The sequence below is a fragment of the Pseudomonas sp. 210_17 TE3656 genome (genome assembly GCF_054821965.1).
The window spans coordinates 4968399-4993730 of the sequence record NZ_JBTRBC010000001.1 but is presented as its reverse complement, the minus strand read 5'-3'; the positions used below and the strand labels follow the sequence as shown (position 1 = coordinate 4993730).

The 25332-nt window shown below is 61.3% G+C and carries 22 protein-coding genes; 16 read left to right on the top strand and 6 right to left on the bottom strand.

Going from position 1 to position 25332, the window contains the following annotated elements; all coding sequences use genetic code 11:
- Positions 1 to 6 precede the first annotated feature (6 nt).
- The 6 genes from ACVI9W_RS23190 to ACVI9W_RS23165 all read left to right on the top strand — a co-directional run bounded on the left by ACVI9W_RS23190 (position 7) and on the right by ACVI9W_RS23165 (position 9652).
- On the top strand, positions 7 to 3186 hold the full coding sequence (locus tag ACVI9W_RS23190; protein WP_461531352.1) for an efflux RND transporter permease subunit: 3180 nt from the start codon (positions 7 to 9) through the stop codon (positions 3184 to 3186).
- The gene (locus tag ACVI9W_RS23185; RefSeq protein ID WP_461531351.1) at positions 3183 to 4610 is read left to right on the top strand and encodes an efflux transporter outer membrane subunit; all 1428 of its coding nucleotides are present in this window, start codon (positions 3183 to 3185) and stop codon (positions 4608 to 4610) included. Before ACVI9W_RS23190 ends, ACVI9W_RS23185 begins: the two co-directional genes overlap by 4 nt.
- Positions 4611 to 5500: 890 nt before the next feature.
- Positions 5501 to 6556 carry a tetratricopeptide repeat protein gene (locus ACVI9W_RS23180; protein ID WP_461531350.1) on the top strand — a complete coding sequence of 352 codons (1056 nt, stop codon included), beginning with the start codon at positions 5501 to 5503 and terminating at the stop codon, positions 6554 to 6556.
- A gap of 182 nt (positions 6557 to 6738) precedes the next feature.
- Entirely contained in the window at positions 6739 to 7494 is a 756-nt protein-coding gene (locus ACVI9W_RS23175) for an endonuclease/exonuclease/phosphatase family protein (RefSeq protein ID WP_461531861.1), read from the top strand.
- Positions 7491 to 8702: a cardiolipin synthase ClsB gene (gene clsB / locus ACVI9W_RS23170; protein ID WP_461531349.1), complete on the top strand. Its 1212-nt coding sequence runs from the start codon at positions 7491 to 7493 to the stop codon at positions 8700 to 8702. The genes ACVI9W_RS23175 and clsB overlap by 4 nt, the downstream gene beginning before the upstream one ends.
- Positions 8699 to 9652 carry a lysylphosphatidylglycerol synthase domain-containing protein gene (locus ACVI9W_RS23165; RefSeq protein WP_461531348.1) on the top strand — a complete coding sequence of 318 codons (954 nt, stop codon included), beginning with the start codon at positions 8699 to 8701 and terminating at the stop codon, positions 9650 to 9652. Before clsB ends, ACVI9W_RS23165 begins: the two co-directional genes overlap by 4 nt.
- Here the strand turns inward: ACVI9W_RS23165 and ACVI9W_RS23160 are convergent.
- Positions 9649 to 10107: a nucleoside deaminase gene (locus tag ACVI9W_RS23160; protein WP_461531347.1), complete on the bottom strand. Its 459-nt coding sequence runs from the start codon at positions 10105 to 10107 to the stop codon at positions 9649 to 9651. The two genes, ACVI9W_RS23165 and ACVI9W_RS23160, sit on opposite strands and share 4 nt — an antisense overlap.
- Positions 10108 to 10260: 153 nt before the next feature.
- On the opposite strand from ACVI9W_RS23160, the gene ACVI9W_RS23155 reads away from it, so the two are divergent.
- Together ACVI9W_RS23155 and ACVI9W_RS23150 are read left to right on the top strand one after the other, a co-directional pair.
- Positions 10261 to 10965: a type 1 glutamine amidotransferase domain-containing protein gene (locus ACVI9W_RS23155; protein WP_461531346.1), complete on the top strand. Its 705-nt coding sequence runs from the start codon at positions 10261 to 10263 to the stop codon at positions 10963 to 10965.
- Positions 10966 to 11172: 207 nt separating this feature from the next.
- The gene (locus tag ACVI9W_RS23150; RefSeq protein ID WP_461531345.1) at positions 11173 to 11877 is read left to right on the top strand and encodes a CSS-motif domain-containing protein; all 705 of its coding nucleotides are present in this window, start codon (positions 11173 to 11175) and stop codon (positions 11875 to 11877) included.
- 61 nt (positions 11878 to 11938) lie between these two features.
- Here ACVI9W_RS23150 and hppD read toward each other — a convergent pair whose 3' ends face one another.
- The gene (hppD, locus tag ACVI9W_RS23145; RefSeq protein WP_038616518.1) at positions 11939 to 13015 is read right to left on the bottom strand and encodes a 4-hydroxyphenylpyruvate dioxygenase; all 1077 of its coding nucleotides are present in this window, start codon (positions 13013 to 13015) and stop codon (positions 11939 to 11941) included.
- A 310-nt stretch (positions 13016 to 13325) separates the two neighbouring features.
- Between hppD and ACVI9W_RS23140 the strand changes: the two genes are divergently transcribed.
- A complete protein-coding gene (locus tag ACVI9W_RS23140; RefSeq protein ID WP_461531344.1) occupies positions 13326 to 14906 on the top strand; it encodes an EAL domain-containing protein in 1581 nt (526 codons plus the stop codon).
- 32 nt (positions 14907 to 14938) lie between these two features.
- The gene (gene rarD, locus ACVI9W_RS23135) at positions 14939 to 15826 is read left to right on the top strand and encodes an EamA family transporter RarD (RefSeq protein ID WP_191832014.1); all 888 of its coding nucleotides are present in this window, start codon (positions 14939 to 14941) and stop codon (positions 15824 to 15826) included.
- On the opposite strand, the gene ACVI9W_RS23130 is transcribed toward rarD, so the two are convergent.
- Complete coding sequence (locus tag ACVI9W_RS23130; RefSeq protein ID WP_461531343.1) at positions 15789 to 17360, bottom strand: TerC family protein; 1572 nt, start codon at positions 17358 to 17360, stop codon at positions 15789 to 15791. The two genes, rarD and ACVI9W_RS23130, sit on opposite strands and share 38 nt — an antisense overlap.
- A gap of 265 nt (positions 17361 to 17625) precedes the next feature.
- Between ACVI9W_RS23130 and ACVI9W_RS23125 the strand changes: the two genes are divergently transcribed.
- Positions 17626 to 18213 (top strand): LysE family translocator, encoded by a 588-nt coding sequence (locus ACVI9W_RS23125; protein WP_461531342.1) that lies wholly within the window; start codon positions 17626 to 17628, stop codon positions 18211 to 18213.
- Here the strand turns inward: ACVI9W_RS23125 and ACVI9W_RS23120 are convergent.
- Complete coding sequence (locus ACVI9W_RS23120; RefSeq protein ID WP_461531341.1) at positions 18202 to 18987, bottom strand: AraC family transcriptional regulator; 786 nt, start codon at positions 18985 to 18987, stop codon at positions 18202 to 18204. The genes ACVI9W_RS23125 and ACVI9W_RS23120 overlap by 12 nt on opposite strands.
- 5 nt (positions 18988 to 18992) lie before the next feature.
- The gene (locus ACVI9W_RS23115) at positions 18993 to 19535 is read right to left on the bottom strand and encodes a helix-turn-helix domain-containing protein (protein WP_157192226.1); all 543 of its coding nucleotides are present in this window, start codon (positions 19533 to 19535) and stop codon (positions 18993 to 18995) included.
- 159 nt (positions 19536 to 19694) lie between these two features.
- Between ACVI9W_RS23115 and ACVI9W_RS23110 the strand changes: the two genes are divergently transcribed.
- Complete coding sequence (locus tag ACVI9W_RS23110) at positions 19695 to 20477, top strand: aldolase (protein ID WP_107023150.1); 783 nt, start codon at positions 19695 to 19697, stop codon at positions 20475 to 20477.
- Positions 20478 to 20514: 37 nt separating this feature from the next.
- The gene (locus ACVI9W_RS23105) at positions 20515 to 21417 is read left to right on the top strand and encodes a dihydrodipicolinate synthase family protein (RefSeq protein ID WP_422418598.1); all 903 of its coding nucleotides are present in this window, start codon (positions 20515 to 20517) and stop codon (positions 21415 to 21417) included.
- On the opposite strand, the gene ACVI9W_RS23100 is transcribed toward ACVI9W_RS23105, so the two are convergent.
- Complete coding sequence (locus ACVI9W_RS23100; protein ID WP_461531340.1) at positions 21394 to 22407, bottom strand: AraC family transcriptional regulator; 1014 nt, start codon at positions 22405 to 22407, stop codon at positions 21394 to 21396. The genes ACVI9W_RS23105 and ACVI9W_RS23100 overlap by 24 nt on opposite strands.
- 167 nt (positions 22408 to 22574) lie before the next feature.
- Between ACVI9W_RS23100 and ACVI9W_RS23095 the strand changes: the two genes are divergently transcribed.
- Genes ACVI9W_RS23095 through ACVI9W_RS23085 form a run of 3 tightly spaced genes read left to right on the top strand, consistent with a single transcriptional unit; the run spans position 22575 to position 25230 of the window.
- A complete protein-coding gene (locus ACVI9W_RS23095) occupies positions 22575 to 23759 on the top strand; it encodes an acetyl-CoA C-acyltransferase family protein (RefSeq protein WP_422418602.1) in 1185 nt (394 codons plus the stop codon).
- Between the two features lie 17 nt (positions 23760 to 23776).
- Positions 23777 to 24625, top strand: a complete 849-nt coding sequence (locus ACVI9W_RS23090) for a 3-hydroxybutyryl-CoA dehydrogenase (RefSeq protein ID WP_038610104.1) — start codon at positions 23777 to 23779, stop codon at positions 24623 to 24625.
- Between the two features lie 11 nt (positions 24626 to 24636).
- Positions 24637 to 25230, top strand: a complete 594-nt coding sequence (locus ACVI9W_RS23085) for a TetR/AcrR family transcriptional regulator (protein WP_461531339.1) — start codon at positions 24637 to 24639, stop codon at positions 25228 to 25230.
- The last annotated feature ends 102 nt before the right edge of the window (positions 25231 to 25332 follow it).

The following is a 25332-nucleotide window of genomic DNA, read 5'->3' as shown; positions in this document are numbered from 1 at the left end:
GGTCCGATGAATTTTTCCAAGTTCTTTATCACCCGGCCGATTTTCGCCGCCGTGCTATCGCTGCTGATCCTGATTGCCGGCAGCATCTCGCTGTTCCAGCTGCCGATCAGTGAATACCCTGAAGTCGTGCCGCCCACTGTGGTGGTGCGCGCCAACTTCCCCGGGGCCAACCCGAAAGTGATCGGCGAAACCGTTGCCGCCCCCCTGGAGCAGGCAATTACCGGCGTCGAGAACATGCTCTACATGTCCTCGCAGTCCACCGCCGACGGCAAGCTGACCCTGACCATCACCTTCGCTCTCGGTACCGACCTGGACAACGCCCAGGTGCAGGTGCAGAACCGGGTGACCCGGACCCAGCCCAAGCTGCCCGAGGAAGTGACACGCATCGGTATCACCGTCGACAAGGCTTCGCCCGACCTGACCATGGTCGTGCACCTGACCTCGCCGGATAACCGCTACGACATGCTCTACCTGTCCAACTACGCGATCCTTAATATCAAGGATGAGCTGGCGCGCCTGGGCGGTGTCGGCGATGTGCAGCTCTTCGGCATGGGCGACTACTCCCTGCGGGTGTGGCTGGACCCGAACAAGACTGCTTCGCGCAACCTCACTGCCAGTGATGTGGTTGCCGCCATTCGCGAGCAGAACCGTCAAGTCGCCGCCGGCCAGCTCGGTGCGCCACCCGCACCGGGCAGCACCAGCTTCCAGCTGTCGGTCAACACCCAGGGCCGTCTGGTCAGCGAGGAAGAGTTCGAGAACATCATCATTCGCTCCGGCGCCGATGGTGAAATCACTCGCCTCAAGGACATCGCCCGGGTCGAGCTGGGCTCCAGCCAGTACGCCCTGCGCTCGCTGCTGAACAACCAGCCGGCGGTAGCCATCCCGATCTTCCAGCGCCCTGGCTCCAACGCCATCGAGATCTCCGATGAAGTGCGGTCGAAAATGGCCGAGCTGAAGAAAGACTTCCCCGAAGGCATGGACTACAGCATCGTCTACGACCCGACCGTGTTCGTGCGTGGCTCCATCGAAGCGGTGGTTCACACCCTGTTCGAGGCCCTGATTCTGGTGGTCCTGGTGGTGATCCTGTTCCTGCAGACCTGGCGCGCCTCGATCATTCCACTGGTGGCGGTGCCGGTTTCCTTGATCGGTACCTTCGCGGTGATGCACCTGTTCGGTTTCTCGCTCAATGCGCTATCGCTGTTCGGCCTGGTGCTGGCCATCGGTATCGTGGTGGACGACGCCATCGTCGTGGTGGAGAACGTCGAACGTAACATCGGCCTGGGCCTGAAACCGCTGGAAGCCACGCAAAAAGCCATGGGTGAAGTGACCGGCCCGATCATTGCCACCGCCCTGGTGCTGTGCGCCGTGTTCGTACCTGCGGCATTCATCTCCGGTCTTACCGGGCAGTTCTACAAGCAGTTCGCCCTGACCATTGCCATCTCCACGGTAATCTCGGCGTTCAACTCGCTGACCCTGTCGCCAGCACTGGCCGCGGTACTGCTCAGGGAGCATCACGCGCCGAAGGACCGTTTCTCGAAAGTGCTCGAGCGCCTGTTCGGTGGCTGGTTGTTCAGCCCGTTCAACCGCTTCTTCGACCGTGCCAGCCACAGCTACGTCGGCGCCGTCGGCCGGGTCATCCGTAGCAGCGGCATTGCCCTGTTCGTTTATGGCGGCCTGATCGTCATGACCTGGCTGGGCTTCTCCTCGACTCCGACCGGTTTTGTCCCGGCCCAGGACAAGCAGTACCTGGTGGCCTTCGCGCAATTGCCGGACGCGGCCAGCCTGGACCGCACCGAGGCGGTGATCAAGAAAATGAGTGAAATCGCCCTCAAGCAACCGGGCGTAGCCGACTCCGTGGCCTTCCCGGGCCTGTCGATCAACGGCTTCACCAACAGCCCGAACAGCGGCATCGTCTTTACCCCACTCAAGCCGTTCGATGAGCGCAAGGACCCTAGCCAGTCGGCTGCCGCCATTGCCGCCGCACTGAACGCGCAGTTCGCCGATATCGAAGACGCCTACATCGCGATCTTCCCGCCGCCACCGGTACAGGGGCTGGGCACCATCGGCGGTTTCCGTCTGCAGATTGAGGACCGTGGCAACCTGGGTTACGAGGCGCTGTACAAGGAAACCCAGAACATCATCGCCAAGAGCCATAACGTGCCGGAGCTGGCCGGGCTGTTCACCAGCTATCAGGTCAATGTGCCGCAGGTCGATGCCGCCATCGACCGGGAAAAGGCCAAGACCCACGGCGTGGCCATCAGCGACATCTTCGATACCCTGCAGATCTACCTGGGTTCGCTGTATGCCAACGACTTCAACCGTTTTGGCCGTACCTATCAGGTCAACGTCCAGGCTGAACAGCAGTTCCGTCTCGAAGCCGAACAGATCGGCCAGCTCAAGGTGCGCAACAACCAGGGCGAGATGATCCCGCTGGCGACCTTCATCAAGGTCAGCGACACCTCCGGGCCTGACCGTGTGATGCACTACAACGGCTTCATCACTGCCGAGATCAACGGTGCCGCAGCCCCTGGCTACAGCTCCGGTCAGGCGGAACAAGCGATCGAGAAACTGCTCAAGGAAGAACTGCCCAACGGCATGACCTTCGAATGGACCGATCTGACCTTCCAGCAGATTCTTTCCGGCAACACCGCGCTGTTCGTCTTCCCGCTCTGCGTACTGCTGGCCTTCCTGGTGCTGGCTGCCCAGTACGAAAGCTGGAGCCTGCCATTGGCGGTGATCCTGATCGTGCCGATGACCCTGCTCTCGGCGATCACCGGGGTGATCCTGTCGGGTGGCGACAACAACATCTTCACCCAGATCGGCTTGATCGTACTGGTGGGCCTGGCGTGCAAGAACGCGATCCTGATCGTCGAGTTCGCCAAGGACAAACAGGCTGAAGGACTCGACCCGCTGGCCGCGGTACTGGAAGCCTGCCGCCTGCGTCTGCGGCCGATCCTGATGACTTCGATCGCCTTCATCATGGGTGTGGTGCCGCTGGTGTTCTCCTCCGGTGCCGGTGCGGAAATGCGTCATGCCATGGGTGTGGCGGTGTTCTCCGGGATGATCGGGGTGACCTTCTTCGGCCTGCTGCTGACGCCGGTGTTCTTTGTCCTGATCCGCCGTTATGTCGAACGCAGCCAGGCCCGCAAGGCGGAACGTGCGCTGAAGCTGGAGACTCAAGCATGAACAGCCGTCTGAAACTTTTTATGCCGAGCCTGCTGGTCCTGGCCCTGGCCGCCTGTGCGGTAGGCCCGGACTACAAGGCCCCGGACACCGAAGCGGCGCAACTGAGCGCCGCCAATGACCCGGCGGCCAAGGCTGAATTCGACCGTAGCCGTTTCGAAAGCATCTGGTGGAAGCAGTTCGACGATCCGGTACTCAACCAGCTGGTCAGCCAGTCGCTGCAAGGCAACCGCGAACTGCGCGTGGCCTTCGCCCGGCTCAAGGCGGCGCGGGCGATCCGCGACGACGTCAGCAACGATGCCCTGCCGACGGTGACCAGTCGTGTCAGCAGCGACTTGGGCAAGGGGCAAATTCCGGGACAGACCGACGATCGGGTCAACAGCGAGCGCTACGACCTGGGCCTGGACATGGCCTGGGAGCTGGACCTGTTCGGCCGCATCCAGCGCCAGCTGGAAGCCAGCGAGGCCCAGCAGGACGTGGCCCAGGCCGACCTGCAACAGCTGCAGGTCAGCCTGATCGCCGAACTGGTCGATGCCTATGGCCAGCTGCGTGGTGCGCAGTTGCGCGAGAAGATCGCCCTGGCCAACCTCAAGACCCAGCAGGACTCGCGCGGTATCACTGAAACCCTGCGCGATGCCGGGGTCGGTAATGACCTCGATGTCGTCCGTGCCGATGCACGGCTGGCGCAGGTAGAGGCCACCGTACCGCAGCTGCAGGCTGAACAGGTACGTGCACGCAATCGCATCGCCACCTTGCTCGGCCAGCGTCCGGATGCATTGAGCGTCGACCTCTCGCCAGCGCAACTGCCGGCCATTGCCAAGGCGCTTCCGGTCGGTGATCCAGGTGAACTGCTCAAGCGGCGTCCGGACGTGCGCAGTGCCGAACGGCAATTGGCAGCGGCAACGGCCAATATTGGCGTGGCGACGGCCGACCTGTTCCCACGGGTCAGCCTCAGCGGCTTCCTGGGCTTTACCGCCGGTCGCGGTTCACAACTGGGCTCATCGGCTGCGCAAGCCTGGGCACTAGGCCCGAGCATCACCTGGGCGGCATTCGACCTCGGTAGCGTACGGGCGCGCCTGCGCGGTGCCAATGCCGATGCCGAAGGGGCTCTGGCCAACTACGAACAGCAGGTTTTGCTGGCGCTGGAAGAGTCGGAAAACGCTTTCAGTGACTACAGCAAGCGTCAGCAACGTTTGCTTGCTCTGCTGCGCCAGAGTGAAGCCAGCCGCAAGGCCGCTGACCTCGCCTCGATCCGCTATCGCGAGGGGACTGTCGACTATCTGATTTTGCTCGACGCTGAACGCGAACGCCTGAGCGCTGAAGACGCTCAGGCTCAGGGTGAGGTTGACCTGTACCGTGGCATCGTGGCGATTTACAAAGCCCTGGGCGGTGGTTGGCAGGTCGACAGTGTTGCCGCGGCGAACTGATTCAACGACTCCTTTGGTTGGTTTCTGACCGGCCCTTTGCCCCGCCTGCTCTCGCTCGCGGGGCTTTTTTGTGGTTTTTCTGGTAGTCCTGGGGTTGGGTTGTTGGGTTGTTGGGTTATTGAGGCTGCGAGCTTATCCATTTTGTGTGGCGAGGCTGCCGACCCCTTCCGCCTTTACGGCGGATCCCTTTTGTCTTGGCAAAAGGAACCAAAACCGCTGGCTCCTACATACGGCCCTACGCTGCGCTCCGGGTCCCTTCGCTACGGTGCCCTCCAGGGGCATCGCGGCCTACGACTTGCTTCGCCAAGTCTACGGCTCGCGAACTTCGGCTGAGGCCGAAGGGTGCTGCGCACCAGCCCCCTCCAGACACCTACGCTCAGCCTCCTGAAGTCGCAAAGTTACGGGCGGCGCCTGTGCTGACGCATCTTCGAAACCAAATATTGGCGCAGCCAAGCTGATCTTGATCTTGATCTTGATCTTCAAACACGCAAGTACAGGCGCCGCGGGCTGCGACTTCAGGAGGCTGAGCGGAGGTGCCTGTAGGGGCCAGTGCGTAGCACCTTCGGCGTAGCCGAAGAACGCGAGCCGTAGACTTGGCGAAGCAAGTCGTAGGCCGCGTGGCCCCGGAAGGTGCCGTAGCGAAGGGACCCGGAGCGCAGCGTAGGGCCGGATGCAGGAGCGAGCGGTTTTGCCTACTTTTTCCAAGAAAAAAGTAGGCCGCCGTAAGGGCGGAAGGGGCCAGCAGCATCGCCACACAAAATGGATAAGCCCACAACCCCAACCCCGCAACCCAAAGATCAGCACCCCACACCAAGACCTACAGCATTTGACGCAGACACCTACCTGTCACAAGCTGATACCCTTGCCTGCCGCGTGTCCCGGATCCACCCATGTCGAAACAGCGCCAATACACCCTGATCAGCCTGATCCTGCTTATCGTCCTGGGCCTTGGCGGGTACTTCTGGCGTGACGACAGCCCCGCACCGGCGCCGGCGCTCAAGCACTCCTATACCAAAGCCATGGCCATGGCCCACAACGGCCAGCCCGGCGCGGCCAGGGTGCTGTATCAACAGCTGGGGCGCAGCGATCTTTCCGCCATCCGCCGTGCCGGCCTGTACGCCGAACTGCCCAACTACCCCTCGCCGCTGGCGCTGAAACTGGCCAACCGCGACCTGCAGCACGACGATCCACTGGTTCGCCGTGCCGCCATCGCCAGCATTCAAGCCATGCTGCCCGGTGCCCAGCGCAGCCTGGCCCTTGGACCATTGCTCGACGATGAAGAGCAAAGCGTGCGTTTCGCCGTGGTCGATGCCTTGTTGGGGCTGGGGCCTGACGATATCGGCCTGTATTTCGGCCCCTTGCAGCACACCCTGGAGCAGTATCAGCAAGTACTCGCGCAGCAGACCGACGACCCCGCCGCGCAGCTGCATCTGGCCCAGCTTTACCTGCACGAAAACAGTCTCAAGGAAGCCGCTGCGGCCCTTGATAAAACCCTGCAACTGGACCCGGACAACCTTCAGGCCCTGGCCGTGAAAGTACAACTGCTGGAGCGCCAGGAGCAGACCGATGCCTCGCGTAAGGTACTGGCCGATGCCTTGCAGCAACGCCCGGACTCGGCCTTCCTGCAGCACGAACTGGGACACTGGCTGCTGCGCCACGGCCAGGATGAGTACGCCCTGCTGGCCTTTGCCCGCGCCCTGGAACTCGAACCGGATAACAACGAGTACCGCTACACCCTGGCGACCACGCTGCACCAGCTTGAACAGGTGGAACCGGCGCAGAAGCAGCTCGAAGCGCTGGTATCCCGTGACCCGGCCAACCGTAAGGCCAGGGTGTTGTTGATCGAGTACTGGAAAGAAACCGGGCAGATGCAGAATGTGCAGGTGCTGCTGGCCCAGCTCGAACAGTTGAACCCCGACGATCCGCTGGTACAGCAAGGCCTCTAGGCGCGGACCGACCATTGGGCAATACGGTTGAACCCCTTCCTGCGCCCCACGGTCCTTTGATAGAGCAGCGACAGTAAACGCCTCTGGCGAAAGCTGTCTGGTCCTATTAAAGGAGGTCCAACGTGGCCGACCCGTTGCCCCATGGCGAACGCGCCTTGAACCTGGAACTGCCCGCCGACAGACTGGCCACGGCACCTGCGGTGGACCACGTGCGGGTGCTGACCGTCAACGCCCATAAAGGCTTCAGCCCCCTAAACCGCCACTATGTACTGCCGGAACTGCGCGAAGCAGTGCGCAGCGAAAATGCCGATCTGGTGTTTCTCCAGGAAGTGCTGGGCAGCCATCGCCAACACGGGCGGCGTCACCGCAACTGGTCGGATGTGCCGCAGTACGAGTTCCTCGCCGACAGCCTCTGGCCGGTGTTCGCCTATGGCCGCAATGCGGTATACCCGGACGGTGAGCACGGTAACGCGCTGCTGTCCAAATACCCGATCCTGCGCCACGACAATCTTGATATCAGTGTCAAAGGCCGCGAACAGCGGGGCTTGCTGCACTCGGTACTGGCGCTGCCCGAAGCGCTGGAACTGCATGCCATCTGCGTGCACCTGGGGCTGGATGAACGCCAGCGCCAGCAACAGCTTGGGTTGTTATGCCGGCTGCTCGGCAGCCTGCCGCCGACGGCGCCGGTGATCGTCGCCGGCGATTTCAACGACTGGCGCCAGCGCGCCGATGCCCAGCTGGCCGGTTGCGGGCTGCAGGAAGTCTTCACCCAGGCCTACGGCAAGCCGGCGCGCAGCTTTCCGGCGCGCTGGCCGTTGCTGTGCCTGGACCGCATCTACCTGCGCAACGCCCGCGCCCATACGCCCAAGGTAATGTCGCGCAAACCCTGGACACACCTGTCTGATCATTTGCCTTTGGCTGTGGAGGTGCGCTGGTGAACGGACAATGGCGGGCCGACAATCAGGTTCAGTTGCTGATCAATGGTGAAGACTATTTCCCCAGTGTGTTTGCGGCCATCGAACAGGCGCGCGAAGAGATCCTCCTGGAAACGTTCATCATTTTCGAAGACAAGGTCGGCCGCCAGCTGCAACAGCTGCTGGTCGCTGCAGCGCAGCGTGGTGTGCGGGTGGAGATGCTGGTCGATGGTTTCGGCACCGCCGACCTGAGTCAAGACTACATAAAGGCCCTGAGTGACGCCGGTGTCCATTTGCAGGCCTTCGATCCGCGCCCCAAACGCCTGGGCATGCGCACCAACCTGTTTCGCCGCTTGCACCGCAAAATCCTGGTGATAGACGGTGAAGTCGGCTTTGTCGGCGGTATCAATTACAGCGCCGATCATCTGGAAGATTTCGGCCCCATGGCCAAGCAGGACTATGCCGTACAGGTGCGCGGGCCGATTGTCGCCGACCTGCGCAACTCGACCCTGGCACTGCTCGACGAGTCCGCCCGGCTGTGCCAACGCAGTCGCCACTGGTGGCAGCGCGCCCTGCCGCTGGCCGCCGACAGCGATCAGGCCAGCATGATCCTGTGCATCCGCGATAACCAGGATCACCCCAACGACATCGAGCGGCATTACCTCAGAGCCCTGAGCCGTGCCCGCGAGCGCATTGTCATTGCCAATGCGTATTTCTTTCCCGGCTATCGCCTGCTGCGTACCTTGCGCGATGCCGCCCGCCGCGGGGTGAAAGTGACCCTGGTACTGCAAGGCATGCCCGACATGCCGCTGGTGCGCCTGTGCTCACGGCTGCTCTACAACTACCTGTTGCGCGACGGTGTACGGATCTTCGAATATTGCGAGCGGCCCTTGCATGGCAAGGTGGCGCTGGTGGACCAGCACTGGTCGACCGTGGGCTCCAGCAACCTCGACCCCTTAAGCCTGTCGTTGAACCTTGAAGCCAACCTGGTGATCCACGACCAACCACTCAACGAGCGCCTGTACGAGCACCTGCAGGACCTGTGCATCCACCGCTGCAAGCCGGTGAGCCTGAAACGCGTGCTGCGCGGGTACTGGTGGCGTGCGCCGCTGATCTTCCTCAGTTTTCACTTCATTCGCCACTTCCCGGCCATGGTCGGCTGGTTCCCGGCCCATGTGCCGCGCCTGCAGCCGCTGTTGCCAGAGCAGCAGCCCACGGGCAAGACCACATGAACACGCACACTGGACGCTGGCATCGCGCCCGCCAGCTCCTCACCCTGGGCTTTTTCATCCTGGTCCCGCTGTTGCTGTACACCTTGCTCAAGAACCTGGACTGGCAGGAAGTGCGCCATGCATTGACGTCCTACCGCTGGCAAACCCTGGCACTGGCCGGGCTGGTCAGCGCTTGCAGCTTCGCCCTGTTCAGCAGTTTCGACCTGATCGGCCGGCGCTACACCGGCCATCACCTGCCAGCGCGCCAGGTTCTGCCGCTGGCATTCGTCTGCTACGCCTTCAACCTCAACCTCAGCGCCTGGGTCGGGGCAATTGCCCTGCGTTATCGGTTGTATACCCGCCTGGGATTGTCGGTTGCAACGGTTACCCGGATTCTCAGCCTGGGCCTGCTAACCAACTGGACAGGCTATTTTTTCCTGGCCGGTACGCTGTTTCTCTGTGGACTGCCACACTTGCCTGCGGGATTTGAAATCGGCAGCAACGGCCTGCGCCTGGTTGGCCTACTGCTGTTGCTGGCGGCCTTGGGCTATCTGCTCGCCTGCCGCTTTGCCCGGCGCCGCACCTGGCAACTGCGCGGCCACGAAATCACCCTGCCCGGCCTGCCCATGGCGGCCCTGCAACTGCTCATGGGGGCCTGCAACTGGGCGCTGATGGCCTTGGTGGTCTACAGCCTGTTACCGGACAAGGTCGGTTACCCGACCATCCTCGCGGTGCTGATGATTAGCAGTATCGCAGGCGTCATCACCCACATACCGGCAGGCCTGGGGGTACTGGAGACCGTGTTTCTAACCTTGCTGCAAGCCCACTACGGCAAGGGTACCCTGCTGGCGGCGCTGATCGGTTACCGGGCGGTGTACTTTCTCCTGCCACTGCTGCTGGCCGGACTGGTCTATCTGCTTCTGGAGCGTCTGGCCAGTCAGCGGACCGACACTGCAGCCAATAGCTCCTAGCGGCCGATGTCTTCGTCCCACAGCTCTGGCCGGGCTTTGATGAAATCCTTCATCATGCCGATGCAGGCGTCATTGTGTTGAACCTCAAGTGCCACACCGCGGGACTTGAGCAACGCCTCTTCACCGAGGAAGGTCTGGTTTTCGCCGACGATCACCCGCTTGATCCCGTACAACAGGATCGCGCCACTGCACATGGCACAGGGAGACAAGGTGGTGTACAGCGTCGACTCGGCATACACCCTGGCCGACTGTCGCCCGGCATTCTCCAGTGCGTCCATTTCGCCATGCAGGATTGCGCTGCCGGACTGCACTCGCCGATTGTGCCCGCGACCGATAATCTTGCCCTTGTGCACCAGCACTGAACCGATCGGAATCCCACCCTCCTCCAGCCCCTGGCGCGCCTCGTCGATGGCGGCCTGCATGAATTCATCCGTTTGCGCTGTCGTGTTGCTCATGAGGCTGTTGACTCCAGTGTCAGATTCAAGGCTCCAGCAAGGCTAGCACACAGCCAGCAAGGAATGGCAACCTGGCCAGGCACTACTATGCTGTAGGGGTTTACCTTGGTGATCCGGGCGAACCGGGTCCGATCCAGTGAAGGGAGTCTGGTAATGAGCAAAAAGATTCTGGTGGTCCTGACCAATACGGCCAAATACCCGACGCTCAAACGTGCCACCGGGCTCTGGCTGGGTGAGGCAGTGCATTTTGTCGAGCACGTCGAGAAGGCAGGCTACAAGGTCGATTATCTCAGCCCGGCGGGTGGCTATGTGCCGATCGACCCTCACAGCCTGAGCATGGCCCAGGACATTGACTGGGAGTGGTACAACAACAAAGCCTTCATGAATCGCCTGGGCACCACCTTGAGCCCCGGCCAGGCCAAGGCTCAGGACTACGCAGCGATCTACTATGCCGGCGGACACGGGGTTATCTGGGACTTCCCGGACAATGCCGGGCTGCAGGACCTGGCGCGGCGTATTTTCGAGGCCGGGGGGGTGGTCGCTTCAGTCTGTCATGGTGCCGTGGGGCTGCTCAATATCAAGCTCAGCGACAACACGCTGCTGGTCAAGGACCGCGAAGTGACGGGATTCTCTGATACAGAAGAGAAACTCGCGGAACTCGACAAAGTGGTGCCCTATCTGACCGAGACAGAACTGAAAGCCCGAGGCGGGCTCTATCTCAAAGCAGAAGAGCCGTGGCAGGCGTTTGCCATCGCTGACCAGAAAGAAGGCCGATTGATCACCGGCCAGAATCCGGCATCCGGGGCCGCAGTAGCCGCCTTGGTTGTGAAGGCCCTGGCTGCAGGCAAGGCCACTTGAGCCTGACGCCAAGCTGAAGAGTACTACAGCCGCTAACAATGACGCCTACAGGCGACTCGGGTGCGCTTCTCTATGCTGACCCTCCGTTCAGCATAGAGGCACCCAACCATGGTTCCACACTCCCACGCCGGGCGTAGCCTGATCGAGTTTCTTGTCACCCTTCTGATCGGGCTGGCACCAATCACCTGTGGCCTGCTGGTACTTGTGTTGCAGGTCGACCGTAAGCAAGAAGAAACCATCGAAGTGACCGCTCGCGAAGCCGTGTACGCCATCGACAGGGTTATCGAGTCCCTGCACGAAACCAGTCAGCAAGCCATAAAACTGCTGGATAAGCCCTGTGATGCGATTTTGTCTGACTTGCGCATGGAAATGGTCAAACAACCGAACGTGCGCTCATTGGCCCTGAAAAAGGACAATCGAATCTATTGCAGCACGCTGTATGGTTCGACAGATATCACCCTTGATCTGGGCAGTTATGTTGAAGGGCGTCTACGCGTGTATCCAAGCAACATTGCAACCCCGGGCTCGGACATCCTGCTGTATCGCCTGCAGGAGGGCCGATCCGCGATAATTACTGCCGCCAACCTCAAGGTCCTGCAGGCAGAGTTGCTCGGCTTCCAGAACTCCGTGGTGTTGAGCCTGCAATTCGGCGGCCAGTATGTCTGGGAAACCGGCAACGGCGAGTACTACAAGGTACCCAACCATGCAGAAAACACCCTGAAGCTAACCTCGGAAAGGTATGGATACACCGTGCATGCCGGTTATCCGGACGGCGAATCCTGGCAGGCAATTCGCCATGCGATGCGCGCTGCCTTACCGTCACTGCTGCTGGTCGGCATCATGACCTCGGCAGCCGGATACTGGGGAATGTTCAGAAAGACAAAAAACCGTTCAACACCTGCGCAGCCCTGACAGCACCCACAAAAAAGGCCATTGAGAACCCTCAATGGCCTTTTACTGTCATGGCGCTCGATTACTCGGCGTTCAGCACACCGCGGCGTACCTGATCGCGCTCGATGGATTCGAACAGTGCCTTGAAGTTACCTTCACCAAAGCCGTCATCGCCCTTGCGCTGGATGAACTCGAAGAACACCGGCCCCATCAGGGTTTCCGAGAAGATCTGCAACAGCAGACGCTTGTCGTCTGGCTGCGAAGAGCCGTCGAGCAGGATGCCGCGGGCCTGCAGTTCGTCGACTGGCTCGCCGTGACCTGGCAGACGACCTTCGAGCATTTCGTAGTAGGTTTGCGGCGGCGCAGTCATGAAACGCATGCCCAGTTTCTTCAGCGCATCCCAGCTCTTGAGCAGGTCATCGGTGAGGAAGGCCACATGCTGAATGCCTTCGCCGTTGAACTGCATCAGGAACTCTTCGATCTGCCCGGCGCCCTTGGACGACTCTTCGTTCAACGGGATACGGATCATGCCATCGGGCGCGGTCATGGCCTTGGAGGTCAGGCCGGTGTACTCGCCTTTGATGTCGAAGTAACGGATTTCGCGGAAGTTGAACAGTTTCTCGTAAAACGCCGCCCAATAGGCCATGCGTCCACGGTAAACGTTATGGGTCAGGTGATCGATGATCTTCAGGCCGGCACCGACCGGGTGACGGTCGACACCTTCAATGAAATTGAAGTCGATGTCGTAGATCGAGCTGCCTTCTTCGAAACGGTCGATCAGGTACAGCGGCGCACCGCCGATGCCTTTGATCGCCGGCAGGCGCAGCTCCATCGGACCGGTTTCGATTTCTACCGGCTGAGCCCCCAGCTCCAGGGCGCGGGCGTAGGCCTCATGGGCGTTGCGCACGCGAAAAGCCATGCCGCACACCGACGGACCGTGCTCGGCCGCGAAGTACGAGGCGATGCTTTTCGGTTCGTTGTTGAGGATCAGGTTGATGTCGCCCTGACGGTACAGGTGCACATCCTTGGAACGGTGGGTCGCCACCTTGGTGAAGCCCATGATCTGAAAGATCGGCTCCAGGACGCCAGGGGTCGGCGAAGCGAACTCGATGAATTCGAAGCCCATCAGGCCCATCGGGTTTTCAAAAATGTCGGCCATGCTCATTACCTCATCATCAAAGCGCTAAAAACGGTGATTACTTGCTATCGATGTCGAGCGAAGATGGCGGCGCGCAGGAGATGCCCCTCACACTGCGTGCGAGGTAGTCACCATAGATCAGCTTGAACCCATGACACTTCATATGGACCCATTCTCGGCGGGTTGATTCCTCGAGTGGCGAGGAACCTTATTATTGTATGCGTAAGATGATTCTACAGTGCGTAATCCAATTTGTCGCACTTTAAGTTCAGACACAATTCCGACGTACGGCTATCCTCTGCACAGTTCTGTATTTTTCAGGTTAGTCCCTATGCCCTTTTCGGTAAAACACCGTCCTTTACGCCTTTGGCGCACACTCTTGCCCTGGCTGGTCGGTGCCTTGCCCATGGTGTGCGGCCTGCTGATCATGTACTGGCAAGCCGGCCGGGAGCTGCAGAACCGCAGCGAGGCCAGTGCACAACGGGTAGGTGGCCAGATTGAACGGATCCTCGACAGTGCCTCTCGCGCCGCCAGTGAACTGCTGCCGCTGGCCGGTCATCCGTGCGTTGAAGAAAAACTGGCCCTGCGTGATCAAGTCACGCGGCGCGCCTTTGTTCGCTCCACCAACCTCGAATACCGCGGCGAACTGTATTGCAACTCACTGTTCGGGCCTTACAGCGAGCCGGTCAACGTCGATGACTACGTTCAAGGCAAACTGTGGCTGATGGATGGCAATTCGGTAACCCCCGGGCATCCATTGCTGGTTTACCGGGTGTCTGAAGGCGAACGGGGCGCTATCACCACAGTCGATGGCGATCATCTGATCGGGGCCCTCTACCTGCTCGGCACCGACAATCAATTGATCCTGCAAGTCGGACAAAACTGGATAGACCGCAGTGGTCAGGTCCACAAAGGCCTTGCCCCAACATCTGAGGTGGCCGCCAGTGAGTATGTTTCGACGCACTATCCCTTCTCTATTCACAGCGGTTACACCCAGGGCAAGGTTGGCGAACAAATGCGCAGCGAGTATCCGGCCCTGTTCGGTCTGCTGGTGATGCTCGGCGCCATGGCGGCCGTTACCTGCTACTGGCAACTGCGCCGGGCCAGCTCGCCACGGGTGGAACTGCAGCGGGCCATCGAGGCCAACGAGTTCATCCCCTACTTCCAGCCCGTGGTACGCCATGGCGACTACCGCTGGGCCGGTGTCGAGGTGCTGATGCGCTGGCAGCATCCACGTGAAGGTCTGGTCCGTCCTGACCTGTTCATTCCCTATGCCGAACACAGCGGCCAGATCGTGCCCATGACCCGCCAGCTGATGGCCCGTACCGTCGAGGTATTGGCCCCGCATGCCGAGCGCATGGAGGATGGCTTTCACATTGGTATCAACATCACCGCCGATCATTGCCAGGATCTGGCCCTGCTCGATGACTGCCATGCGTTCCTCGCAGCCTTTCCCAAGGGCCGCGTGCGCCTGACCCTGGAATTGACCGAGCGCAAACTCATTTCCCCGAGCGAGGTCACCCATGCGTTGTTTGCCGGGCTCCACGACCTGGGGGTGATGATTGCCGTGGACGACTTCGGTACCGGACAATCGAGCCTGGCTTACTTGCGGCAGTTCCAGGTCGACTATCTGAAGATCGACCAGAGCTTCGTGTCGATGATTGGCGGTGATGCGCTGTCGTTGCATATCCTCGACAGTATCATCGAGCTTTCGAGCAAGCTGGGCCTGGGTATCGTTGCCGAAGGGGTGGAAACCGAGGCACAACGTGACTACCTGGCCCGGCACAACGTCGATTTCCAGCAAGGCTACCTGTTTGCCCGGCCAATGTCGGCCGAGGCATTCATTCAGGCCCTGGAGGCACAAGGCCTGGCGTCAACCACTGACAACCAGGTGCTGATCCAGGGTGGCTGAGCGCCCTTCTTTTTCCTGCTACAGAGGCCCTCGTGTCCAAAGGCATCGTTTCATCAGTCATGGCGTCGTGCTTGTTCGCCGTGATGTATTTCTACACCTCGCTGTTAACACCGCTTGACGGTGAGGAAGTCTTTGGCTGGCGTACCCTGCTGACCCTGCCCTGCCTGACCCTGTTCATGCTGCTGAGCAAGGACTGGCCGCTGATTACCGGCCTGCTCAAACGGATCCGGCAAAAGCCGATACTGCTGCTGGGGTTGATCGGCACCTCATCGCTGATGGGTGTGCAGCTCTGGCTGTTCCTCTGGGCGCCATTGCACGGGCGCAGCCTGGAGGTGTCGCTGGGGTATTTTCTGCTGCCGCTGACCATGGTCCTGACCGGGCGCGTGGTCTACGGTGAACGCCTGTCGCGCCTGCAGAAGCTGGCGGTGGCCTGTGCCGCAACCGGCGTTGCCCACGAGCTGTACCAGCACGGCAGTTTCGCCTGGGAAACCCTGCTGGTCGCCATCGGCTATCCGCTGTACTTCATCCTGCGACGCAAATGCCGCACCGACCACCTCGGTGGCCTGTGGGCCGACATGTGTCTGCTGCTACCAACGGCGCTGTACTTTGTCATCCAGGGCCCGTTGAGCGCCCAGGACCTGGTCGAACACCCGGCCCTGTACGGCCTGATTCCGTTGCTGGGGGTGATCAGCGCGCTGGCGCTGATCTGCTACGTACTGGCAAGCCGCCTGCTGGCGTTCAGCCTGTTCGGCCTGCTCAGTTATGTCGAACCAGTACTGCTGGTGGCCGTGGCCCTGCTACTGGGCGAGACCATCGGTCCCGACCAGTGGCTGACCTACCTGCCGATCTGGCTGGCAGTCGTGGTGCTGATCCTTGAAGGCGTCAAGCACCTGCTACGCCATCAGCGGCGCTCGGCCTGAGGCGTACCTCGCGGACCCGACGTTCCTCCACCGCAACCACAGTCATCTGCCAGCCATTCCACTGCAGGCAGTCGCCGACAACCGGCAAGCGATCAAGCAGGCTCATGACCAGACCGGCGAGGGTCTGGTAATCCTCGGTCGGTTTGGCGGCAAAGCCGGTGCGCGCCTGGATCTGGCTCAGGTTCAAGGCACCGCTGACGACAAAGCCCTGCTCGTCCTCGACGATCCCCGGCCCCTCGACCTCGCTGGCATCAGGCAATTCACCGGCGATGGATTCGAGGATGTCGGTCATGGTCAGGATGCCGGTGAAGTCACCGAACTCGTTGACCACAAAAGCGATGTGCGTCGACTGGTTGCGCATCTGTTCCAGGGCGTTGAGGATGCTGAAGCTCTCCAGCAGGTTCAGCGGCGCGCGGACCAGGCTTTCCAGGTCCGGCTCGTTACCGGCCAGCAGCTCCTTGAGCAACTCCTTCTTGTGCACGAAGCCCAGTGGTTCTTCGATACGACCGTTGCGGATCAGTGGCAAGCGCGAGTAGGACGAATGCATCAACGCCGTACGAATGGCTTGCGGAGTTTGCGCCAGGTCGATGGCATCGACCTGGGCCCGCACAGTCATCAGCGTCTTGATCGGACGCTCGGCAAGGTTCAGCACACCGCTGATCATCACCCGCTCGCGCCGATCGAACAGCACCTGCTCCTCGCCACCCTCGACCAGGTCGGCAATTTCCTCACCGACCTCGTCTGCCTCGATACGCCGCCCGCCCAACAGGCGTAGCACTGCATGGGCCGTGCGTTCACGCAACGGCCGGTGTTGCTGCAGGCTACGCTTGCGTCGGGCACGGGCCACCTGGTTGAACAGCTCGACCACAATGGCGAAACCGATAGCCGTGTACAGATAGCCCTTGGGAATATGGAAGCCCAGCCCTTCCGCAGTCAGGACGAAGCCGATCATCATCAAGAAGCCCAGGCACAGCATGATCACCGTCGGGTGGCTGTTGACGAAACGTGTCAACGGCTTGCTGGCGACGATCATGATACCGATCGAGAAAATCACCGCGATCATCATCACCGACAACTGCTCGACCATGCCCACGGCAGTGATCACCGCGTCCAGCGAGAACACCGCGTCGAGCACCACGATCTGCGCGACGATAGGCAAGAACGCGGCATGACGGGTGCTGCCACCGGACTGCGCGACATGGCCCTCCAGGCGTTCGTGCAGTTCCATGGTGGCCTTGAACAGCAGGAACACACCACCGAAGAGCATGATCAGGTCACGGCCGGAGAAACTCTTGCCGAGCACCTCGAACAACGGCTCGGTCAGGGTCACCATCCAGGAAATACTGGCCAGCAGGCCCAGGCGCATGATCAACGCCAGGGACAAACCGATCACCCGCGCACGGTCGCGCTGATGCGGTGGCAGCTTGTCAGCAAGGATGGCGATGAACACCAGGTTGTCGATACCCAGCACCAGTTCCAGAACAATCAGCGTGGCAAGGCCCAGCCAGGCCGTGGGGTCGGCTAGCCATTCCATGGGCGGGTACTCATCTGGGCGAACAGCGGGGAAACGTCACAGGGACGGGAGAATGGCCAGGACGGCCAGGTACTGGGGGGCTCCGAGAACGAAGTCATAACAACCTAATATCAATTGGGGATGAGATCCTACAATTGCAGCAGGGATTTCTTACAGCGCAAAACTATTTCAAATTCTGTATCAGTTGCCACAGGGTAATTTCCTTCAATACCTGCTCGAGCCAGGCCAGCAGACTGAGTTCACCTTTCTTACAGGATGAACACCAATGAGTCTGACCCTGTCCATGGCCGCCTTTGCGCTGGCCGCCTCCATCTCCCCCGGTCCGGTCAACATCGTCGCCCTGGGCAGCGGTGCCCGTTATGGCTTGCGTGCCAGCCTCAGGCATGTCACCGGTGCCACCCTGGGCTTCAGCCTGCTGCTGTTGCTGATCGGCCTGGGGCTGCACGAATTGCTGCGTTACTGGCCAGCCATGACCGAGGTTCTGCATGCCGGCGGCGTGGCTTTTTTGCTGTACATGGCCTGGAAACTGGCCAGCGACCGCGGTGAACTGGCCAACCGCAGCGCCCCGGCAGCACCCTCGATGCTCGCCGGGGCAATCCTGCAATGGCTCAACCCCAAGGCCTGGCTGGCCTGCGTGGCCGGGGTCGGCGCTTATGTCGGCGAAGGCGAAACCGCCCTGCTCTGGCAGTTCACCGGGATCTACTTTGTCATCTGCTACCTGTCCATCGCCAGCTGGGCCTGGGCGGGAAGTGTCATCAGCCAGTACCTGGGCAACCCGCACCGCGTGCGTGTGTTCAACCGCGTGCTGGCGGCGCTGCTGGTGGCCAGTGCCCTGTACCTGTTACTGGCCTGATCGATAGTGCCCCGGTGTCGCCGCCAGGTGACGCTTGAACGCCCGTTGCAGATGGGCCTGGTCGGCAAACCCGGCCTCCAGTGCCACTTCGGCGATCAGTGCGCCACGACGCAACCGGGCCCGGGCATATTGCACGCGTTGATCCAGCAAGTAGCCGTGAGGCGTCAGACCGAACTGCTGCTTGAATGCACGGATCAGGTACGAAGTGGACAGCCCGGCTGCGGCGCCAATGTCCTGCAGGCGCAGCGGCTGGGTGCAGTGCTCACGGATGAAGGCGGCAGCTGTCAGCAAGCCCGGATTGACCCGCCCCACCCCAGGAACGCGGGAGGGCAATCGCTGGATCAGTTCACTGAAAAAAATACATAACGCGGCGTGCTTGCTGGCGATGCTGAACTGATCATCGAGCAACACCGCATGCAATCGGCACAGATCCTGGTAAAGGGATGGCGAACGGCTGCTGATTGCCGAAAACGGCTGGAACCCCAACGCCTGCAACCAGGGCAGGTCCACATACAGCATCAGGTAAGACCAGGGCTCCCCATCGATCGGGTTGCAGGCATGCACAGCACCGGGGTTCATCAGCACAACGGTGCCGGCGATGATTTGTTGCTGGCTGACACCACTCACGTAGGTGCTGCGACCCGCGGTGATCGCCCCGATGCTGAAGCTCTCGTGGGAATGTGCCGAATAGCAGACTTTGCGCCCATCCTCGACGCTGCGCGCCTCGATGAACGGCAGCGCCGGGTCACGCCAGAAACGAGAGTGGCTGTCCATCGGCTTCAGTCCTCGGCGTCATGTACCACCACCAGCAACTGCGCCTGCACCTCGCCCAGCGAGCGCAGACGATGCGGCGTCTGGGCGTTGAAGTACAGCGCATCACCGCGTTCAAGGATGACCCGCTCACTCATGAAATCCACTTCCACCTGGCCTTCGTGAACAAACAGAAACTCCTCGCCCAGGTGCTCCTTGAAGGTCGAGTCGCTGAAGTCAGCGGGCGGGCTGATGATGAACGGCAGCAAGCTGCGGCTGCCGATATGGTTGGCCAACACCGCATAACCCGGGCCCTGAGCGCTCCCGGAAAGTGCCTGGCGCTCAGCGCTGCGTACCAGGCTAAAGCGGGCCTGGCCGGGCGCATCTTCGGCAAACAGCTCTTCGACATTGACACTCAGCGCCCGCGCCAGCTTCAGCGCAGCGGCAATCGACGGCGTGTTCAGGCCACGCTCGACCTTGGAAAGATAACTCTTGGTCATGCCGGACTTCTCGGCCAGCACCTCCAAGGTAATCCCCAGTTTTTTTCTCAGCAATTTCAATCGGATAGACATGTGGTGCAATTTTCCCAGTGCCACGGGCAAGCTTTTTCTTGCTAATGACACATTGTGTCATTTATCCTTTTTTGTGTCATTTGCTTAACCGCCCCTTCACCTTCCAAGTAACCGGGGCGGGCCAGCCTGACATTTCTCTACACCATCGAGGATATCCCCATGGCCAAGACTCTGGCATTGCCCAAGGACCAACTGATCAAGCAGGCCCTTACACAGATGCAAGGCTCGCTTGCCGATAATACGTGGACTGCACGGGAAAAGCTGGCCCTGACCTGTCGAATTCTCTTCGACAACGGCCACGACTCGGGCCTGGCCGGGCAAATCAGTACCCGCGGGCCACAACCGGGCACCTTCTACACCCAACAACTGGGGCTGGGCTTCGACGAAATCACCGCCAGCAACCTGTTGCTGGTCAATGAAGACCTCGAAGTACTCGAAGGCCAGGGCATGCCCAACCCGGCCAACCGCTTCCACAGCTGGGTGTACCGGGCACGCCCGGATGTGAACTGCATCATCCACACCCACCCTACCCATGTCGCCGCGCTGTCGATGCTGGAAGTGCCGCTGCAGGTTTCGCACATGGACCTGTGCCCGCTGTATGAAGACTGCGCCTTTCTTGAAGCCTGGCCCGGGGTGCCGGTCGGCAACGAAGAAGGTGAAATCATCAGCGCAGCCCTAGGCGACAAACGCGCCATCCTGCTCTCGCACCATGGCCAGTTGTCCACCGGCGCCAGCATCGAGGAAGCCTGCGTCATCGCCCAGTTGATCGAGCGTGCGGCCAAGCTGCAGTTGCTGGCGATGGCCGCAGGCGAAGTGAAACCGATCGAGCCGGCGCTGGGCCGCGAAGCCCACGACTGGATCTCCCGGCCAAAACGCCACAGCGCCGCCTTCAACTACTATGCGCGGCAGTGCCTGCGGGTGCATGCCGACTGCCTGAACTGATTGTTCGCCCTTTTGCCTTACTTGCGGAGTACGTTTCATGACCACGAAATTCCACGGCATCATCGGCTACACCATCACCCCGTTCAGCAGCGACGGCCAGCACCTTGATCTGCCGGCTCTGGGCCAGTCCATCGACCGCCTGATCGCCGGTGGCGTGCATGCCATCGCCCCGCTGGGCAGCACCGGTGAAGGCGCCTACCTGAGTGATCGGGAATGGGACCAGGCCACCGAGTTCAGCCTCGCCCACATCGCAGGCAGAGTGCCGACCATCGTCAGTGTCTCGGACCTGACCACTGCCGGCGCCATCCGCCGTGCCCGCTTTGCCCAGGCCCATGGCGCCGATGCGGTGATGGTCTTGCCAACGGCGTACTGGAAACTCAGCGAAGCAGAAATCTTCGAGCACTACCGTGCTATCGGCGCCAGCATCGACGTGCCGATCATGCTCTACAACAACCCCGCCACCAGCGGCACCGACATGTCGGTGGAACTGATCCTGCGCATCGTGCGCGAGGTTGAAAACGTCACCATGGTCAAGGAGAGCACCGGCGACATTCAACGCATGCACAAGCTGCAACTGCTCGGTGAAGGCAAGGTGCCGTTCTACAACGGTTGCAACCCACTGGCCCTGGAAGCGTTCATCGCCGGTGCCAGCGGCTGGTGCACCGCGGCGGCGAACCTGATTCCCGAACTCAACCAGGCCCTGTACAAGGCCATCGTCTGCAACGACCTGAAAACCGCCAAGTCGGTGTTCTACCGTCAGTTGCCGCTGCTTGACTTCATCCTCAAGGCAGGCCTGCCTGCTACGGTCAAAGCCGGCCTGGCCATGCGCGGCTTGCCGGTAGGCGAGCCTCGGCGGCCGGTATTCGCCCTGAACCAGGCTGGACAGGATCATCTGCGCGCATTGCTGGACGACCTGCTAACGCCGGGTAGCCATGCGTAACCGATAGCCACCCGGACTTTCGCCGGTCCACTTCTTGAACGCGCGGTGGAACGCGCTGGGTTCCTGGAACCCGGTGCGTTCAGCGATCTCGGCAATGCTCATGTCGGTTTCGCGCAGGCATTCGAAGGCCGTGGCACGGCGAACTTCATCCTTGATTTGCTGGAACGAGCGGCCTTCACGTTCCAGCTGCCGGCGGAAACTGCTGGCACTCAGGCCCTGGCGCTTGGCCATGGCCACCAGCGTTGGCCATTGGCCCTGATCACGCTCACGCAGGTAGCGATAGACCTGGGCCACCTGGCCGCTGTGGTTGCGGTATCGAATCACCAGCCATTGCGGGGCACTGCGCAGAAACGTCTTGAGCCCGGCCAGGTCCTGGATCACCGGCAAACGCAGATAATCAGCGGCAAATTCAATCTCGCTCACGCCCGCCCCCAACTGCAGATTGGGGCCCCAGAGCAGCGGATCATCGTCCTGCGCCGGGCGCATATCCGTCAGCGCGGTGCGATCGATGACCAGGCGTTGCCCGCCCAGCCAGCACAACAGGCTGATCACCAAGGCCAGAAAAGTCTCATCGGCATACACCCGGGTCACTGGATCTTCGATTCGTGACTGCACGCTGATCACCGCCCGCGCGCCCTTGATCGACAAGCTGGCATGAATGTCACGCAAGAACAGACCGAAATAGCTCAGGCACTGGCGCAGGGCTTTTTCCAGGGTCGGTTCCTGAATCAGACCACGGCAGATCAGGGCAAAACTGCCGGTCGGCATGCCATGACTGTCGAGATTGAAGAATTCGTCGTCCAGGTCCTGGATCAGGATCAACCAGAGCCGGGTAAAGGCGGTGGCCGGCACTCGGGCCCCCACGGTCCCGAGCACTGCCGGATCGATACCGGCCTCGCGCAACAAAGCCTGCGCCCGCTGCGGCTGGTCGCGTAGGGCGTGCAACATGCTATGGACGAAGTAAACCGCGACTGTATCGTTTTCCCGCATGGCGGATTCCGCAAGGTATGGCAAAAAATACCAGATTCAGTGAACAGTTATGGCATAGGCCCGGCGAAAGGCTTTGCCTAGACTCGATGACAACCTGAACTGGCTTGGCGTGCATTCTCTCAGAGCCTGCCCCCGCCCCGCCATGCTTTCGCACACTGGAGTCGATCATGAGCACCCCGGAAATCTACGTAATCAGCGCCGTCCGTTCGGCCATTGGCACCTTTGGCGGCACCCTCAAGGACCTGCCTCTGGCTGACCTGGCCACGGCAGTGACCCGCGCCGCCATCGAGCGCGCCGGTGTGGCGCCTGAGCAGATCGGCCATATGGTCATGGGTAACGTGATCCCAACCGAAGCCCGCGATGCCTACTTGTCGCGTGTGGCCGCCATGAATGCCGGTATCCCCAAGGAAACCCCCGCCTTCAACGTCAACCGCCTCTGCGGCTCGGGCCTGCAGGCCATTGTTTCCGCCGCCCAGAGCCTGTTGCTGGGCGACGCCGAAGCGGTCGTTGCCGCCGGTGCCGAATCCATGAGCCGTGGTCCTTACCTGCTGCCGCAAGCCCGCTGGGGTGCGCGCATGGGTGATCTGCAAGGCGTGGACTACATGCTCGGCGCCCTTCACGACCCGTTCGCCGGTTTCCACATGGGCATCACCGCCGAAAACGTTGCCGAGCGCAATGGCATCACCCGTCAGATGCAGGACGAACTGGCCCTGGTCAGCCAGCAGCGCGCCGCCCGCGCGATTGCCGAAGGCCGTTTCAACAGCCAGATCGTGCCGATCGATATCCCTAGCCGCAAAGGCACCGTGCGCTTTGAAATCGACGAGCACGTGCGTGGCGCAGTCACCACCGAACAACTGGCCGGCATGAAGCCCGCCTTCAAGAAAGACGGCACCGTCACCGCCGGCAATGCCAGCGGCCTGAACGACGGCGCTGGCGCTCTGGTGCTGGCCACCGGTGACTTCGTCAAACGCCATGGCCTCAAGCCGTTGGCACGCCTGGTGGCCTACGCCCATGCTGGCGTCGAGCCTGAGCTGATGGGTCTGGGCCCGGTCCCGGCCACCCGCAAGGCCCTGGAAAAGGCTGGCCTGACTGTCGCCGACCTGGACGTCATCGAGTCCAACGAAGCCTTCGCCGCCCAGGCCTGTGCTGTCGCCGCTGAACTGGGCTTTGATCCGGAGAAGGTCAACCCCAACGGTTCGGGTATTTCCCTCGGCCACCCGGTCGGTGCTACCGGCGCAATCATCGCCACCAAGGCCATCCACGAGCTGCAGCGTATTGAAGGCCGCTACGCACTGGCGACCATGTGCATCGGCGGCGGCCAAGGCATCGCCGTGGTCTTCGAGCGCGTCTGAACCCAGGAGTTTTCAAGGTGAGTATTCAAAACATTGCAGTAATCGGCGCAGGCACCATGGGCAACGGCATTGCCCAGGTGTGTGCAGTGGCCGGTTACCAGGTCACCCTGATCGATGTGTCCGACGCCGCGCTGGAGCGCGGCCTGGCCACCTTGCGCAAGAACCTGGAGCGTCAGGTCAGCAAACAGACCCTGACCGCCGAAGCTGCTGAAGCCGCAGTAGCGCGCATCCGCACCAGCACCGACTACGCCCAGCTGCAACAGGCGCAGCTGGTGATCGAGGCTGCTACTGAAAACCTCGAGCTCAAACTACGCATCCTCCAGCAGATCGCTGCCAGTGTCAGCAGCGACTGCGTGATCGCCACCAACACCTCGTCGTTGTCGATCACACAATTGGGTGCGGCGGTCAGCCAGCCTGAGCGCTTTATTGGCGTGCACTTCTTCAACCCGGTACCGATGATGGCCCTGGTCGAGATCATTCGCGGCCTGCAAACCAGCGATGCCACCTACGCCAAGGCCCTGGCCCTGACCGAGCAGGTTGGCAAAACGCCGATCAGCGCCGGTAACCGTCCAGGCTTTGTGGTCAATCGCATCCTGGTACCGATGATCAACGAAGCGATCTTCGTGTTTCAGGAAGGCCTGGCCAGTGCCGAGGACATCGACACCGGCATGCGCCTTGGCTGCAACCAGCCGATCGGCCCGCTGGCCCTGGCCGACCTGATCGGCCTGGACACCCTGCTGGCCATCATGGAGGCCTTCCACGAAGGCTATAACGACAGCAAATACCGCCCTGCCCCCCTGCTCAAGGAAATGGTTGCCGCCGGCTACCTGGGTCGCAAGAGCGGTCGCGGTTTCTTCACCTACTGAGGAGCGAACCGATGGACGCCGCTTTGCGTTGTGCGAGCTTTGAAGAGCGGCGTGACAGGGCCCTGGCGCTGTTTGCCGAAAAGGGCTTTGGCCAGGTCAGCATGCGCGAACTGGCCAGCCATCTGGGTTTGACGGCCGGGGCGTTGTATCACCACTTCCCCAGCAAGCAGGACCTGTTGTACGACCTGATCGAAGAGGTCTACGAAGAACTGCTTGCCGCCCTCAACCAGGGCCGCCGCGTTCACCAGCAAACCCTGACTGAAGTGATTGCCGCACACTGGGCGCTGCATGCCGAGCGTCCGTTGCAGTTCCGTCTGGCCAAACGCGATCTCTGCTGCCTGACCCCGGACCAGCAGGCGCGTATCGGTCAATTGCGCCAACAGTACGAAGCGTCGCTGCTGCGTCTGATCGTGCCCAAGTCGACCTTGCGCGGCCAGGCCCTGGCCGCTACTGCCCATGTGATTGCCAACCTGCTCAACAGCCTGCCCAGCTGGCTGCAGGCATCGCAGCTGCCTCAGGCCCAAGGCCTGGCGCTGATGGAAAGCATGTTGATGGGCGGGATCGAACGGACCTTGCGCGGCGAAAGCCTTAATACCATGGTGTGATCGAAACCAGATCCCCGGTGGGAGCGGGCTTGCCCCGCGATCGGATGTGACTGGCAGCCCGCAATCGCGGGGCAAGCCCGCTCCCACCCTGGACAACCGCAC

Excerpts from the sequence above, each read along its gene's own strand:
- ACVI9W_RS23125 (WP_461531342.1), top strand. The coding sequence starts at position 17,626 with ATGAGTCTGACCCTGTCCATGGCCGCCTTTGCGCTGGCCGCCTCCATC.
- ACVI9W_RS23155 (WP_461531346.1), top strand. The coding sequence starts at position 10,261 with ATGAGCAAAAAGATTCTGGTGGTCCTGACCAATACGGCCAAATACCCG.
- ACVI9W_RS23180 (WP_461531350.1), top strand. The coding sequence starts at position 5,501 with ATGTCGAAACAGCGCCAATACACCCTGATCAGCCTGATCCTGCTTATC.
- ACVI9W_RS23160 (WP_461531347.1), bottom strand. The coding sequence starts at position 10,107 with ATGAGCAACACGACAGCGCAAACGGATGAATTCATGCAGGCCGCCATC.
- ACVI9W_RS23185 (WP_461531351.1), top strand. The coding sequence starts at position 3,183 with ATGAACAGCCGTCTGAAACTTTTTATGCCGAGCCTGCTGGTCCTGGCC.
- ACVI9W_RS23165 (WP_461531348.1), top strand. The coding sequence starts at position 8,699 with ATGAACACGCACACTGGACGCTGGCATCGCGCCCGCCAGCTCCTCACC.
- hppD (WP_038616518.1), bottom strand. The coding sequence starts at position 13,015 with ATGGCCGACATTTTTGAAAACCCGATGGGCCTGATGGGCTTCGAATTC.
- ACVI9W_RS23140 (WP_461531344.1), top strand. The coding sequence starts at position 13,326 with ATGCCCTTTTCGGTAAAACACCGTCCTTTACGCCTTTGGCGCACACTC.
- ACVI9W_RS23115 (WP_157192226.1), bottom strand. The coding sequence starts at position 19,535 with ATGTCTATCCGATTGAAATTGCTGAGAAAAAAACTGGGGATTACCTTG.
- ACVI9W_RS23120 (WP_461531341.1), bottom strand. The coding sequence starts at position 18,987 with ATGGACAGCCACTCTCGTTTCTGGCGTGACCCGGCGCTGCCGTTCATC.
- ACVI9W_RS23190 (WP_461531352.1), top strand. The coding sequence starts at position 7 with ATGAATTTTTCCAAGTTCTTTATCACCCGGCCGATTTTCGCCGCCGTG.
- ACVI9W_RS23130 (WP_461531343.1), bottom strand. The coding sequence starts at position 17,360 with ATGGAATGGCTAGCCGACCCCACGGCCTGGCTGGGCCTTGCCACGCTG.
- ACVI9W_RS23105 (WP_422418598.1), top strand. The coding sequence starts at position 20,515 with ATGACCACGAAATTCCACGGCATCATCGGCTACACCATCACCCCGTTC.
- ACVI9W_RS23100 (WP_461531340.1), bottom strand. The coding sequence starts at position 22,407 with ATGCGGGAAAACGATACAGTCGCGGTTTACTTCGTCCATAGCATGTTG.
- ACVI9W_RS23110 (WP_107023150.1), top strand. The coding sequence starts at position 19,695 with ATGGCCAAGACTCTGGCATTGCCCAAGGACCAACTGATCAAGCAGGCC.
- ACVI9W_RS23095 (WP_422418602.1), top strand. The coding sequence starts at position 22,575 with ATGAGCACCCCGGAAATCTACGTAATCAGCGCCGTCCGTTCGGCCATT.
- ACVI9W_RS23085 (WP_461531339.1), top strand. The coding sequence starts at position 24,637 with ATGGACGCCGCTTTGCGTTGTGCGAGCTTTGAAGAGCGGCGTGACAGG.